At 48.1% G+C, this 14,484-nt stretch carries 8 protein-coding genes; all 8 read left to right on the forward strand.

What is annotated here, in order from left to right; genetic code table 11:
• The first annotated feature begins 111 nt into the window (after window positions 1–111).
• The 8 genes from GCA01S_RS07425 (at window position 112) to GCA01S_RS07460 (ending at window position 14,462) form a co-directional block, all read left to right on the forward strand.
• Window positions 112–318, forward strand: a complete 207-nt coding sequence (locus GCA01S_RS07425; RefSeq protein WP_042408642.1) for a hypothetical protein — start codon at window positions 112–114, stop codon at window positions 316–318.
• Window positions 319–465: 147 nt separating this feature from the next.
• Window positions 466–1,008, forward strand: a complete 543-nt coding sequence (locus tag GCA01S_RS07430) for a competence protein ComK (RefSeq protein WP_017436490.1) — start codon at window positions 466–468, stop codon at window positions 1,006–1,008.
• A 185-nt stretch (window positions 1,009–1,193) separates the two neighbouring features.
• Complete coding sequence (locus GCA01S_RS07435) at window positions 1,194–1,817, forward strand: TVP38/TMEM64 family protein (protein WP_042408644.1); 624 nt, start codon at window positions 1,194–1,196, stop codon at window positions 1,815–1,817.
• Entirely contained in the window at window positions 1,814–2,377 is a 564-nt protein-coding gene (gene lepB, locus GCA01S_RS07440; RefSeq protein WP_375781803.1) for a signal peptidase I, read from the forward strand. Before GCA01S_RS07435 ends, lepB begins: the two co-directional genes overlap by 4 nt.
• A gap of 296 nt (window positions 2,378–2,673) precedes the next feature.
• Window positions 2,674–6,174 carry a helicase-exonuclease AddAB subunit AddB gene (gene addB, locus GCA01S_RS07445; protein WP_303620917.1) on the forward strand — a complete coding sequence of 1,167 codons (3,501 nt, stop codon included), beginning with the start codon at window positions 2,674–2,676 and terminating at the stop codon, window positions 6,172–6,174.
• A 1-nt stretch (window position 6,175) separates the two neighbouring features.
• Complete coding sequence (gene addA, locus GCA01S_RS07450) at window positions 6,176–9,910, forward strand: helicase-exonuclease AddAB subunit AddA (RefSeq protein WP_042408648.1); 3,735 nt, start codon at window positions 6,176–6,178, stop codon at window positions 9,908–9,910.
• 26 nt (window positions 9,911–9,936) lie between these two features.
• The gene (locus tag GCA01S_RS07455) at window positions 9,937–11,118 is read left to right on the forward strand and encodes an exonuclease SbcCD subunit D (RefSeq protein WP_042408651.1); all 1,182 of its coding nucleotides are present in this window, start codon (window positions 9,937–9,939) and stop codon (window positions 11,116–11,118) included.
• Window positions 11,115–14,462 carry an AAA family ATPase gene (locus GCA01S_RS07460; RefSeq protein ID WP_042408653.1) on the forward strand — a complete coding sequence of 1,116 codons (3,348 nt, stop codon included), beginning with the start codon at window positions 11,115–11,117 and terminating at the stop codon, window positions 14,460–14,462. Before GCA01S_RS07455 ends, GCA01S_RS07460 begins: the two co-directional genes overlap by 4 nt.
• The last annotated feature ends 22 nt before the right edge of the window (window positions 14,463–14,484 follow it).

The raw sequence follows: 14,484 nt of genomic DNA on the forward strand, positions 1-14,484 counted from the left end.
TGGGGGAGTTTTATATAAAGAAGGGCATGCTTCACATAAGCGTGCCCTTTTTCCTTTTAGGATTGTATCATTTGGAAAAAATAACGCATCCTAAGCATAGGAGGCGATCATATGGAAAAAGGACAGGAGAAAAGAGAAATGCCGTTCGAACCGGCGTTGCATTCGGAGTTCCGCATGAGCACAGATTTCCATTTTCAGCAGGCGTTTATGAACGAGGAAGCATATGCGGGAGATTCGGTCGGCGAGCATACGGCGCTCGAACAGGCGAATGAATACTTAGCGGCAAAAGAAGTTCATCAAATATTTGATAATTCTTGAACAAAACCCATGACTTTTGTTATGGGTTTTCTGTGTGATTTATAGTAAAAAATGATTTAATGTTTTTTGAAAATATAGAAAAATATAACTATCAATGGTATGATAGAATTAGATACAATGTCGCAATAAGAGAGGAGAGAAAATAGAATGAAGGTAAATGAATTTGTCGTCCTCGATAAATTTATTATCAGTCGCTACACGATGGCGGTCTTGCCCCATCACTTTCACGGCGATTCCTATGCGAAAGTGATTGAGGAAGACGGAGAGTGTATCGTGAAAATGAGACCGATCGATATTATTAAACGAAGCTGCGACTATTATGGAGCTAGTTTTCGCGGCCGAAAAGAGGGAACGAGAGCCGTTATCGGCATTACCCATAAAGCTCCAATCGCCATTGAGCCGCTCAACGAAATTTACGTTTTCCCGACAATTTCCCCAAGTGATTCCCGCTGTGTATGGCTGTCACACATTCACGTATATAAATATGAGCCTACCAAAAATGACCAGACAATCGTTTATTTCACAAATGAAAAAAGTATTTTACTGGATGTTTCCTATCATTCTTTTGTCAATCAACTGTACCGAACAGCACAGCTTAGAACGAAGCTCTCGGAGCGGATGGAAGCAAGGGAGCGCAAATTGCAATATGTATTTCGCATGAATCGATCGAAAGACTGGCAGCAGCAATGAATCCTCGCTAAACGATAATTACATCAATCGGCTTTTCCCGCACTTGAAACAGAAAGCCATGAACGTGCCGCATCTCTAATAATGAAAATATTTCAATCATTAGCATTGTAAAGATTAGTTCAAATTCCCCGTAGAAGTGTGTAAAATAAATATATAAACATAAGGAATTTGAATGGGGAGTATACATGGACATCGAAACAATAAAACATTGGTTTACTCTCGAAAACGTACTATTGGTTCTGGAACAATACCGCTCTTTTGGAGTGCTTCCAGGAATTGTGGCAACATTGTTGGAATCATTTTTTCCCATCTTGCCAATGTTTATATTTGTGATGGCTAATGCGGCTGCATTTGGCTTATGGAAGGGATTTTTGATTTCTTGGATTGGTGCCTGCCTCGGTTCAATTCTCGTTTTTTGGCTGACGCGAAAAATCGGACAGAAACGCTTTTTTCGTTTTGTCAGCCGCCACCGGAAAGTTAGAAAGTTTATGTATTGGATTGAAAGACATGGTTTTGGCCCCGTGTTTTTGTTATATTGTTTTCCCTTCACCCCATCAGCGGTGGTAAACATTGTCGCGGGATTGTCACGGATCAGCCGGCAGCAGTTTGTTTTAGCGGTATTATTAGGGAAAATGGTTATGATTTTTACCATTAGTTTTATCGGTTATGACATTGCGGCGCTTGTGAAGCAACCGCTGCGCACGATCGCGATTGCAGTTGTCATTATATTGTTATGGTACACGGGAAAAAGGGTGGAAGCGAGATTTTCGCTTACTGAGAAACAGAGCAATGAGGGAGGCGCAGAATGACAGGTGATGGGAAAATGAAGAAAAACGAAAGACGGTGGCGCAGGCTGGCTCTTTTTGCTGGGGTGCTTGCGGTGATTTTCATTCGGCTTTTTTGCTTCACCAATTATATGGTGGAAGGAAAATCGATGATGCCGACATTACAGGAAGGAAATTTGCTCATCGTCAACAAGCTAAGTTATCATATCGGGCATATTCAGCGGTTTGATGTCATTGTTTTTCATGCCAATAAAAAAGAAGATTACGTCAAACGCGTCATCGGGCTTCCAGGCGATCAAATCGCCTATAAAAACGATGTGCTGTACATTAATGGAAGAAAAGTCAATGAACCCTATTTGCAGCCATATAAGCAAAAATTGATTGACGGAAAGCTGACAGGAGATTTTACGTTAGAGGAACTGACAGGGAAAAAAAGGGTGCCGGAAGGATACATTTTTGTCCTTGGTGATAACCGGCTAAGCAGCTGGGACAGCCGCCATTTTGGATTCGTGAAAATCAGTCAGGTAGTAGGGAAAGTAGATTTGCGCTACTGGCCTGTGCGGCAGTTCGCAGTCCAGTTTTAATGAAAAAGCGGGGAACATAAAAACCGTCAATGAATGGGATGTTTGGCAGGTTATCTCGTCATGCGTGCCGTTTGCAATATCATTTTCAAAAGAACTAGAAAAGGTATTCAGCGATGCAAATTGCGCGTGGATGCCTTTTCTTCTTTCACCGAATGGAAAATAAAACGTGTTGCGATAGCAGTGCTTTCCTTTTACACTGGTTACGTAGGAATGGAAAGGGAAGCGCACTTTTTTCTTCCGAAACACGAACATATGTGCTAAAATGAAGGAAATAATGGAAAATGAAGGTGATATCCATGTCGCTTCGATTTCTGCTGGGAAGATCAGGAAGCGGAAAAACGGCAACGTGCTTAAATGAAATTCGCCGCAAATTGCAAGAAGAGCCGAAAGGAAAACCGATTATTTATCTTGTCCCGGAACAAATGACGTTTCAATCCGAATACGCGTTGATACATACACCTGGAATTGGCGGAATGATCCGCGCACAAGTATTTAGTTTTACACGGCTAGCGTGGCGGGTCTTGCAGGAAACGGGTGGAATGAACCGATATCATATTAACGATGTTGGCATGCAGATGATGATCCGCAAAATTGTGGAACATCGCAAGCAGCAACTGCAATTATTTGGACGCGCGGTTGATAAAACCGGTTTTATTCAACAGCTTTACGACATGATTACGGAGTGTAAACGGTATTGCCTTACCCCACAGCAGCTCCGCCAACACGCACAAGAGTTGGAGGAACATCGAAAAAAGCCCGCTGAAAAAGTGCTGGCAGATAAGTTAAATGATATATCGATGATTTATGAGGAACTGGAAAAAAGTTTAGCCAATCACTATATCGATTCGGAAGACTATTTGCGGCTGCTTGCGGAAAAAATTCCGCAATCGCGCTACTTGCGCGACGCCGAGATTTATGTGGACGGCTTTCATCAATTTACCCCGCAGGAGTATATGGTGCTTGAGCAGCTGTTGATTCATTGCCGTCGCGTCACCGTTTCGTTGACGGTGGATGCGCCTTATGACGAACGGCTGCCAAACGAATTGCATCTCTTTTATTTAACGGCAAAAACATACCATGACATTCGCGAAATAGCGCTGTTAAATGGGGTTGCGATCGAAGATCCGGTAGTGCTAGAAGGAAATAGACGCCACCAAGAAACAGAACTCGCCCATCTTGAAGCGCATTATCATGATCGCCCCGCCGTTGTCTATTCGGAAAAGAGCGATGCGATTTGCGTGTATGAAGCGGCAAACCGCCGGGCAGAAATCGAGGCGATCGCGCGGGAAATCGTTCATCTTGTCCGCGACAAAGGCTACTGCTATCGTGATATCGCCGTCATCGTCCGCAATACGGAAGCATATCGCGATTTCATTAAAACGATTTTTTCCGATTTTCATATTCCATATTTTATGGACGAAAAAGAGCCGATGCGCCATCACCCGCTCATTGAATTGCTACGGGCAAGCATGGAAATTGTGACGTCGCGGTGGCGTTATGAAGCAGTGTTCCGCGCGATTAAGACCGATTTGCTGTTTCCGGTTGGCGAAGATGTAGCCGCGCTGCGCGAAGCGATGGACAAGCTGGAAAATTACGTGCTCGCGTACGGCGTGAAAGGGGACAAATGGACGAACGGCGAACGTTGGACATACCGTCGCTACCAGGCATTAGAAGGGTTGGCGATTCCGCAGACGGACGAAGAGAAGCAATATGAAGAAAAGCTGAATCAATGGCGCGAGATGGTGGCATCTCCGCTTCTACGGCTCGAGCGCCGCATGCGGCGGGCAAAAGACGGACGAGGCCTTTGCGAAGCGGTTTATCTATTTTTAGAAGAATTGCAAATTCCTAAAAAGCTGGAGAACATGAGCAAGGCGGCACAAGAGCAGGGAAAACTCGTCGAAGCAAGACATCATGAACAAGTATGGAACGCGGTGATCGATTTGCTCAACCAGTACGTGGAAATGCTAGGGGATGAAACGCTCCCTGTTACGGAGTTTGCGAACATTATTGAAACGGGTCTCGACCGTCTTGAATTTGCGCTTGTCCCGCCGGCAATGGATCAAGTGATTATCGCGCAGCTGGATCGCTCGCGCCTCATCGATATCAAATGTGCATTTGTGATCGGAGTCAATGACGGGGTGATTCCGGCCAAAGCAAAAGAAGACGGGTTGATCGCCGAGGCGGAGCGGCAGCTATTGCACGAGCTGGGCGCGCGAGTAGCTCCGGGCGGGAGAGAGCAATTATTTTATGAACCTTTTTTCATCTATTTGGCATTAACGTGTCCAAGCGAACGCCTATATGTCACTTATCCGCTTGCCAATGAAGAAGGAAAAGCACTGCCGCCTTCGATCGTCATCAAGCATCTGGCTGATTTATTTCCGTATTTGCAAAAGCGTGTATGTGGAAATGATCCGCTCGATGCAGCGCCTGCGGAACAAGCATCGTTTGTGACCGCACCACGCGCGACGCAAACTTATCTCGTCGCACAGCTTCAGGCATGGAAGCGCAATTATTCCATTGCCCCGCTATGGTGGGATGTATACAACTTTTTCATCAGCGACTCAAATTGGAGAAAACAGGTGCAAAAAGCAATCTCCGGGCTATTTTATACAAATGAAACAGCGCCGTTGAAAAAAGAAATCAGCAAGCGGCTGTATGGAAAAAAAATCCAAGCCAGCGTATCGCGCATGGAACAATTTCAAAAATGCCCGTTTTCCCATTTTGCTTCCCACGGTTTACGCCTAAAGGAGCGAACCGTCTTCCGGCTTGAAGCTCCGGACATCGGCCAGCTGTTCCATTCTGCGCTGAAAATGATATCCGACCGCCTGCGCGAAGCAAACACTGATTGGCGCCATTTATCCAAACAGCAATGCGAGCGGCTGTCCATCGAAGCGGTGGAGCAGGTCGCACCACTCATTCAGCAAAAGGTATTATTCAGCTCGAATCGCTACTACTATATGAAGCGGAAACTGCAAAACGTCATCGCCAGAACGGCGCATGTGCTAAGCGAGCACGCACGGGCAAGCGGCTTTGTGCCGGTCGGTTTGGAGCTGGAGTTCGGCCCTAACGGCGTGCTTCCGCCACTATCGTTCCGTCTTCCTGATGGCACCGTGATGGAACTGGTCGGACGAATTGACCGCGTCGATAAAGCGGAGAGTTCAAGAGGGGTTTTATTGCGCGTAATTGACTATAAATCTAGCGCCAAAACGCTAGATTTAACGGAAGTATACTATGGTCTCGCCTTGCAGATGCTTACGTACTTGGATATTGTGCTGACGTATGCCGAACAGCTGGTCGGCCAAGAAGCTTTCCCTGCCGGCATCCTTTATTTCCATGTGCACAATCCGATGATAAAAAGCAATCAATTCCTGCAAGATGAAAAAGAAATCGAGAAAAAGCTGCTCGAGCAGTTTAAAATGCGAGGTCTGCTGCTAGAAGACGCGGAGGCCATCCGCTTGATGGATATGCACATCGAAGAAGGCAAATGGTCGCTCGTCGTTCCCGCACAAATTACAAAAAAAGGTGCGATTCATTCGAAATCTTCTGTTGTCAGTGAAACAGATTTCGCCTATCTGCGCCAGCATATTCGCCAGCTGTTCCAAATGATTGGCATACAAATTGTGGACGGGGCCGTTGATATCGCTCCGTACAAGCTAAAGGAACAAACTCCTTGCGAATTCTGCCCGTTTAAGCCGGTTTGCCAGTTTGACGAATCATTCCTAGGCAATCGTTACCGGCTGTTAACGCCGCAGGACAATCAGGCGATCATGAAAAAATTATCGGAAGGGAAGGACTGAAATGAACGTCACGTTTCGCCCGAAGCCGGCAGAAAGCCGTTGGACCGATGAACAGTGGAAAGCGATTGTCGCCGGCGGACAGGACATTCTTGTCGCGGCAGCGGCGGGATCCGGAAAGACCGCTGTGCTTGTCGAACGGATTATCCAAAAAATAACGGCGGAAGAAGATCCTATCGATGTAGACCGGCTGCTTGTTGTTACATTTACGAACGCGGCGGCGGCAGAAATGAAAGCAAGAATTGCTGAAGCGCTTGAACGTGAGCTGGAGAAGCAGCCAAACTCGCTCCATTTGCGGCGGCAGCTCAGCTTATTAAACCGCGCTTCGATTTCGACGATCCATTCTTTCTGTTTGGATGTGATTCGCAAATATTATTATTTCATTGACTTGGATCCTGTATTTCGCATCGCCGATGATACAGAAATCGAATTGCTGAAAGAGGAAGTGATGGAAGAGCTGCTCGAGGAGGAATACGGCAAGACCGATAATGAGCTGTTTTTCGATGTGGTAGACCGCTATACAGGGGACCGGAGCGATGCCGAACTGCAGGAGATGATTTTAGCAATCTATGAATTTTCCCGCTCGCATCCAGAACCGCAGCAATGGCTCGATCAGTTGGCCGCCATGTATGACATCGAGGAAAATGCATCGGTGGCAGAGCTTCCATATTATTCTTATTTGAAAAAATACGTAACGATGGAGCTGTCTGCGGCAAAACGGTTCATTACAAGGGCGCTTCATTTGACGAACTTGCCGGGAGGACCGCTGCCGTACGCGGAAAACTATCGCAGTGATTTGCAGTTTATTCATCATTTAGAAACGTTGTTAGAGCAGTCATGGGACGAGCTGTATGAAGCGCTGCAGGCTTTGTCGCTATCGCGGTTGAATTCGTGCCGCGGCAATGAGTACGACCCGCAATTGATCGAAGAAGCGAAATCATTGCGCGAACAGGCGAAAAAGAAGCTGGAATTGCTGCGCGATAACGTCTTTTCCCTTCGTCCAGCCACATGGCTTCGGCATATGCGCGAGATGAAGCCGGTTGTCGAAACGATTGTGCGCTTGGTCAAGCGCTTTGCGGAAATGTTTCAGTCATATAAGCGGGAAAAGGGGATTGTCGATTTTTCCGATTTGGAGCATTATTGTTTGCAAATTTTACGCCATCCAGACTCCCCAGATGGACAGTGGCTTCCTTCCGATGCGGCTTTAGATTACCGTGCACAGTTTGCCGAAGTGCTTGTTGATGAGTATCAAGATACGAATATGGTGCAGGAGGCCATCTTGCAGCTGGTTAAAAAAGGAAATGAACACACAGGAGATTTATTTATGGTCGGCGACGTCAAACAGTCGATTTATCGTTTCCGTTTGGCAGAACCGCTGTTGTTTTTAAGCAAATATAAACGGTTCACACCAGACGGAAGCCAATCAGGAATGAAAATTGATTTAGCGTGCAACTTTCGCAGCCGCTCCGAAGTGCTGCATGGGACCAACTTTATCTTTCAGCAAATCATGGACGAGAACGTCGGCGAGATGGATTATGATGAAGCGGCACAATTAAAATATGGAGCCACTGACTATCCTGATTACGAGCAGGCTGTTCCGGAATTCATCATCGTAGACCGAAGCAGCAAAGATGGGGAAGAAACGGAAGAATGGAATGCCGGCGACTTGGCGCTGTCGGAACTTGAAGCGCGCGTGATGGCGAAAAAAATAAAGGAAATCGTTTCCAAGCCGTTTTATGTGTATGACCGCAACATAAAACAAATGCGCCGCGCGATGTATCGGGATATTGTCATTTTGCTGCGGTCGATGACAAACGCGCCGCAGATCATTGAAGAATTTCGCGCGCATGGCATTCCGGTGTATGCGGACTTATCTTCCGGCTATTTTCAGGCGACGGAAATATCGATTATGCTGTCTCTGTTAAAAGTGGTCGACAATCCGTATCAAGATATACCGCTTGCCGCCGTGTTGCGTTCGCCGATCGTCGGCTTAAACGAAAATGAGTTAGCGCTGATTCGCATTAGCGATAAAAAAGGGACATTTTATGAGGCAATGATGGCCTTTTTACAGAAACCGGCAGAGAGTACAGAAGAAGAAAGGCTGCAGGAAAAATTGCGTTCGTTTGTCGAACAATTACAACAATGGCGGTCGATGGCGCGGCAGCGTTCACTGGCCGATGTGATTTGGCAGCTGTATCGGGATACGCAGTTTTACGATTTTGTCGGCGCCCTGCCTGGAGGAAAACAGCGGCAGGCGAATTTGCGCGCTCTTTATGACCGAGCCCGCCAATATGAGACAACGTCGTTCCGCGGATTGTTCCGTTTTTTGCGGTTTATCGAGCGCCTGCAAGAACGGGGGGATGATTTGGGCGCGGCACGCACCCTTGGCGAGCAAGAAGATGTTGTGCGGATGATGACGATCCACGGCAGCAAAGGGCTCGAATTTCCGATCGTGTTTGTAGCCGGATTAGCCCGCCCGTTTCATATGCGCGATTTACACGGCCCATATTTGCTTGATAAAGAACTCGGCTTTGCTTCGCGCTTTGTGGATCCGAAGCTGCGCATCAGTTATCCGACATTGCCGCAAATGGCGATCCGGGAGAAAAAACGGCTTGACTTTTTGGCGGAAGAAATGCGGATTTTATATGTGGCGTTAACAAGAGCGAAAGAAAAATTGTATTTAGTCGCTGCCGTAAAAGATGCGGAAAAAGAAATAGCCAAATGGAAAAGCGCCGCAACGGAAGAAGGATGGCTCTTGCCTGATGATGTCCGCGCTTCCGCCCGCTGTTATTTAGATTGGATCGGAAGAGCGCTTATCCGCCATCGCGATGGAAAGCGGCTGGCGGATGTGCCCGGTGTGTGCGAAAAAATCGCTTTCCACCCGTCCACCTGGCATATGGAAGTCATTCCGGCGAGTCAGTTAAACGATGAAAATGCGGAAGCGGACCAGGCAAATGAACAAATAATGTCTGCGCTAAAAAAGGGAGATCCGGTCCCGAACATAGGGGAACGGAAAGAGGAAATAGAGCGCCTTCTTTCGTGGCGGTACGCGTATGAAAAAGAAACGATGGTGCGTGCCAAGCAAACGGTATCGGAGTTAAAGCGGCAGCGCGACATTTTCGGAGAAAACGCGGACCGGCTGCTGCTTCAGCACACTTTCGCGCCGATTTTTGAACGTCCGCTGTTTATGCAGGAGAAAAAATTGACACCGGCGGAAAAAGGGACGGCAATGCATATCATTATGCAGCATGTAGACATAACCGCACCGGTTACTGAATCGTCTGTTCGCGAGCAAATCGCAAAGCTCGTGCAACGGGAGCTGCTGACCCATGAACAGGCGGAAGCGATCGATGTTTCCAGCGTTGTCGCGTTTTTCGCAACAGACATTGGTCAGCGCTTGTGTGCCGCTGCCGAAGTGTACCGCGAAGTTCCGTTTAGCTTCGCGCTTTCGGCCAAAGAAGTATACGGCGAAGGCATTGGTGAAGAAAGACAAGTGTTGGTGCAAGGGGTGATTGACTGCCTGTTTGCCGACGAAAAGGGGCTTGTCTTAATCGATTTTAAAACGGATACGGTCACCAATCGGTTTGACGGCGGATGGAGTGAAGCGAAGCAGGTGATTATATCCCGATATGAAACACAAATGCGTTTATACCGTCGCGCTGTCGAACAAATTTGGCGCACCCGTGTTGATGAATGCTATTTATATTTATTTGATGGATCGCATCTTCTTTCCGTTTAAAAAATGGTAAAAGGGGGAGGGCAGTGATGCGCATTTTGCATACCGCGGACTGGCATTTGGGGAGAACGCTGGAAGGAAGAAGCCGGCTGCCGGAGCAGGAGCAGTTTTTAGATGAACTAGCGGACATCGTTGAGCAAGAAAACATTGATGTCATATTAATGGCAGGCGATGTGTTTGATTCGGTAAATCCTCCGGTAGCGGCGGAACAGTTGTTTTACGAAAGCCTTGCTCGCCTTTCCGACAAAGGAAAACGGCCGATCGCGGTGATCGCCGGCAACCACGATCACCCGGAGCGCATTAGCGCGGCGCGCGCTTTACTCGATGATTACAACATCTTTTTGCTCGGTTGGCCGGATACGTCCGTCTATCGTATTGATGTGCCGGCGTGCAACGAAACGATGCTACTTGCCCCGCTTGCCTATCCGTCCGAATCGCGCTTGGCGCAACTGCTGTCAAAAGAACATTCCGAGGCGGCACTACGCGATCGGTATGATGAGCGAATCCGCCAGTTATTTGCCGTCATGGCCGCTTCTTTTACGGAAAAGACGGTTAATATCGCCATGAGCCACCTTTATGTGGCGGGAGGAAGCACCTCGGATTCGGAGCGGCCGATCGAGGTCGGAGGCGCTTATACAGTAGCTGCGACAAGCCTGCCAAAACAAGCGCAGTATGTTGCGCTCGGCCATTTGCACCGGCCGCAGGATGTCAAACGCGCAGAAACGGCGGCCCGCTACTCGGGATCCCCGCTTGCCTATAGCTTTTCCGAATCGGGCTATGCTAAATCGGTGACGATCGTCGATGTAAAGCCGGGAGCAAAAGCGGCCGTTTCGGAAATTCCGCTCTCTTCCGGCAAGCCGCTTGTGAGATGGAAGGCGACGGACGGGCTTATGCAAGTGTACCGCTGGTGTGAGGAAGGAAAAGACGCGTCGAGTTGGATTGATTTAGAGATCCACCTTTCCGAGCCGCTGACAATGGAAGAAATTTACCGTCTGCGCAAGCTGCATCCCGGTTTTGTACATATTCGTCCAGTTTTCCCAGATAAAGAAGAGCATGACACCGGTGTAAAACAAGAGCAATTGTCATTAGAGGAAATGTTCCGCCGCTTTTATGAACGCCAAACGGGCGGGCATAAACCGGATGACGAGCTTGTCCGCCTCTTTTTAGAGCTGGTGGCGGACGGGGAAGAAGAGGGGGAGACGGAAGAATGAAGCCAGTTTCGTTGACGGTCGCGGGGCTGCATAGCTTCCGCGAGAAGCAGACGATCGATTTTCAATCTTTATGCGAAGGCGGCGTTTTCGGTATTTTCGGCCCGACGGGAAGCGGCAAATCGACGATTTTAGATGCGATGACGCTTGCCTTGTTCGGCAGTGTCGAACGGGCGCCAAACCACACACAGGGGATCATGAACCACGCGGAAAACGAGCTGTTTGTTTCTTTTACCTTCGAATTGGAAAATGCGTCTTGTGCAAAGAGATATACGGTAGAGCGCAGCTTTAAAAGAGGGGACGAATGGCGGATAAAAAGCTCCGTCTGCCGCTTGATCGAGCACGGCGAGGAGCCGGTGGTGCTTGCTGATAAATTGACGGAAGTCAATAAGGAGATCGAGCAGCTGCTCGGGTTGACGATGAAAGATTTTACGCGCGCCGTCGTGCTGCCGCAGGGGAAATTTGCCGAGTTTTTATCACTAAAAGGCGCTGAACGGCGGCAAATGTTGCAGCGTCTTTTCCATTTGGAACCGTATGGCGACCGTCTGAATAAAAAATTGAAAGAAAAACTGGCCAGCATTTCGAACGAGTGGAACGAGGTGGCTGCTGAAAAAGCCGGTTTGGGCGATGCTTCCAAAGAAGCATTGGAACAGGCAAAACAGCAATTCAACACCTTGCAGGGATTATTGCAAAAGCGGAAAAAAGAGTTGCATGATATGGAGAGAACGGTAGAACGGGCCAGACAGTTATGGACGTGGCAAAAGGAAAAAGAAGAGCTTGAAGCGGAGCTGGCGCGTTTTGCCGAGAAAGAACGACATATTCGTCTATTGGAAACAAAAAAAGAACGGGCGGAGCAGGCCGAGCGGATATGGCCGTACTGGGAACAGTATGAAAAAGCGCTTCGTTTTATGGAAGCTGCTTTCGCCAAACAAAAGGAGTTGCAGCATAAGCTTGCACAGGCAAAGGTGCTTTACGGACAAGCGATGCGCCGTTATGAACAAATTCGCGAAGAAAAGGCTTCCCAGGAGCCGCGCCTGTTGGCTAAAAAAGAGCAGCTGGCGCAGGCAAAACAATTGGCAATGCAAATCCGCGCGCTGGAAGCGGAAGTTCACGAGCTTAAAAAACAAAAACATTCAATCGAATTAGAGAAACAAAAAGCGGCGGAGCAGCGCGGGGAAGCAGAAAGATGGTATGAGCGCGGCTTAGCGAAACAGCAAATGCTGAAAGAAGAGCTGCAAAAGCATGTTCGTTCACTAGAACAAAAAGAGCGGATCGAGCAGGCGCATGATGAAAAACTGCAAATCGAAAGAGCGGCAGACGCACTCCGCCATGCGCAGCAACTGCTGGCGCAAAAGGAGCAGACACGGGAGCAGGCAAACAGAGAATGGGAAAAAAGAAAGCGGTATGCAGAAACAGCAAAAGAGAAATTACATATTTTATTTCAGCGCATTGAAAAAACATATCATTCGGTTTGCGAGCGGCAATGGCAGTTGGAGAAGCTCCTATACCGGTACGAACAACAGCTCGAGAAAGAGCGGAAAAAAGCAGAAGAGGCGAAAACGGCAGAACTGGCCGCCATTTTGGCCAAACAGCTCCGCCACGGAGAACCATGCCCTGTCTGCGGTTCGCGCGAACACCCTCATCCCCATGTACACGTTGACCCGGCCGATGCTCAGATGATCTTAATAATCGAGAAGCATATCAAACAAGGACAGCTCGATATGCAACAGCTGCTTTCTCTCAAAGCTCAGCTGGAGCAGCTCGCGCAGTTTGTCGGCAATGAATGGACCTTTGCGCGTTTGGATGTTAGCCAATGGAAGGTGGAAGAGGACGTCAATATTACCGTGGAAGCGAAGGAGCTGCAACAGGACTGTCTGCAGTTAAAGGAAGCTGTCCATCAAGCATTACAGCAATGGCGCAATGCGGAATCGGCGCAGCAGGCAACGGAGCAGGAAATCCAACTGCTGGAAAAAGATATACAACAGCTGCAGAACGAATGGCAGCGCCGTGTGGACGAATATAATCAACTAGAGACAGACTGGCGGGAAAAATATCCTGATTTTTCCCTGACAGAGATCGATGAACTGCGCCAACAAATGCGCAAGCAGGAAGAGATGGTTCGCCATTTGCAAAAACGGATTGACGACAGCGTTTCATATCTTGAAAATAAATGGCGGGAAAAAGAACGGCTGGCAGAAGAAGAGCGGAGGCTGGAAACAGAAAAAGTGCGTCTCGCTTCTTTATGCCAAACGAAACAAAAGTTAGTGGAAGAATATCGGCAACAATTAATAGAAAAGGCAGGGACAGAAAGAATCGAACCGCAGCTTCGTCAAGTAGAAGAACAACTGCAAAAGCTGCAAGCAGAAGAAGAACAAACCTATCAAACATGGCTGCACATGCAGAAACAATATCAAACGCTAGAAGCTGAGGAAAAAGCGGCTGGGCAGTCGCTAGAGGAAGGAAAAGCACGGTATGAAGAGGCGAAATCACGCTGGCTTCAAGAACTGCAAAAAACGATATTTGCTGATGAAAAAGAAGCAATAGAAGCAAAGGTTGCAGAGGAAGTATATTTCGGGTGGAAGCAACAAATCGATGACTATTGGCGGAAAAAGCAGCAAGTACAGCATCGTCTTGAACAGCTGGCGGAAGCGATGCAAGGGGAAACGATCGATAAGGAGCAATGGGAAGAGCTGCAGGCGGTATACAGAGAGATCAAGCAGCAGGTAGATGAGGCGATCCAGCAATTAGGCGCCGCACAAACGAAAGTAGAAGAGTTAACTAAAAAACATCAGCGGTTTATCGAGTTGGAGAAAAAGCAGGAGCAACTAACTGCCCTGCTCGATCGTTATAAACATTTGCAATCCATTTTAAAGGGAAACAGCTTTGTGGAGTTTATGGCAGAAGAACAGCTCATTCAAGTCACGAGAATGGCGTCGGAACGGCTGCACTCGTTAACTAGACAGCGCTATTCGCTTGAAATCGATTCACAAGGAGGGTTCTTGATCCGCGATGACGCCAACGGCGGCGTCAAGCGGCCGGTGACCACTCTATCAGGAGGGGAAACGTTTTTAACATCATTATCGCTTGCTTTGGCGTTATCGGCGCAAATTCAGTTACGCGGAGAATATCCGCTGCGGTTTTTCTTTTTGGATGAAGGGTTTGGCACGCTTGATGCTGAGCTTCTTGACACCGTGATTTCCGCGCTCGAGAAACTTCATACACAGAGGCTGTCCGTTGGAGTCATTAGCCATGTGCAGGAAATTCGCTCCCGGTTGCCGAAACGGCTGATTGTCGAGCCGGCAGAGCCGGGGGGACGCGGAACGCGAGTGAGATTAGAAGTAATGTAACTACCGTATACATGCAAAGCCG

Source organism: Parageobacillus caldoxylosilyticus NBRC 107762, assembly GCF_000632715.1.
Lineage (GTDB): Bacteria > Bacillota > Bacilli > Bacillales > Anoxybacillaceae > Saccharococcus > Saccharococcus caldoxylosilyticus.

What these genes read in the sequence shown, in the direction of transcription:
- GCA01S_RS07425 (WP_042408642.1), top strand. Translation starts at nt 112, where the DNA reads ATGGAAAAAGGACAGGAGAAAAGAGAAATGCCGTTCGAACCGGCGTTG.
- GCA01S_RS07430 (WP_017436490.1), top strand. Translation starts at nt 466, where the DNA reads ATGAAGGTAAATGAATTTGTCGTCCTCGATAAATTTATTATCAGTCGC.
- GCA01S_RS07435 (WP_042408644.1), top strand. Translation starts at nt 1,194, where the DNA reads ATGGACATCGAAACAATAAAACATTGGTTTACTCTCGAAAACGTACTA.
- lepB (WP_375781803.1), top strand. Translation starts at nt 1,814, where the DNA reads ATGACAGGTGATGGGAAAATGAAGAAAAACGAAAGACGGTGGCGCAGG.
- addB (WP_303620917.1), top strand. Translation starts at nt 2,674, where the DNA reads ATGTCGCTTCGATTTCTGCTGGGAAGATCAGGAAGCGGAAAAACGGCA.
- addA (WP_042408648.1), top strand. Translation starts at nt 6,176, where the DNA reads ATGAACGTCACGTTTCGCCCGAAGCCGGCAGAAAGCCGTTGGACCGAT.
- GCA01S_RS07455 (WP_042408651.1), top strand. Translation starts at nt 9,937, where the DNA reads ATGCGCATTTTGCATACCGCGGACTGGCATTTGGGGAGAACGCTGGAA.
- GCA01S_RS07460 (WP_042408653.1), top strand. Translation starts at nt 11,115, where the DNA reads ATGAAGCCAGTTTCGTTGACGGTCGCGGGGCTGCATAGCTTCCGCGAG.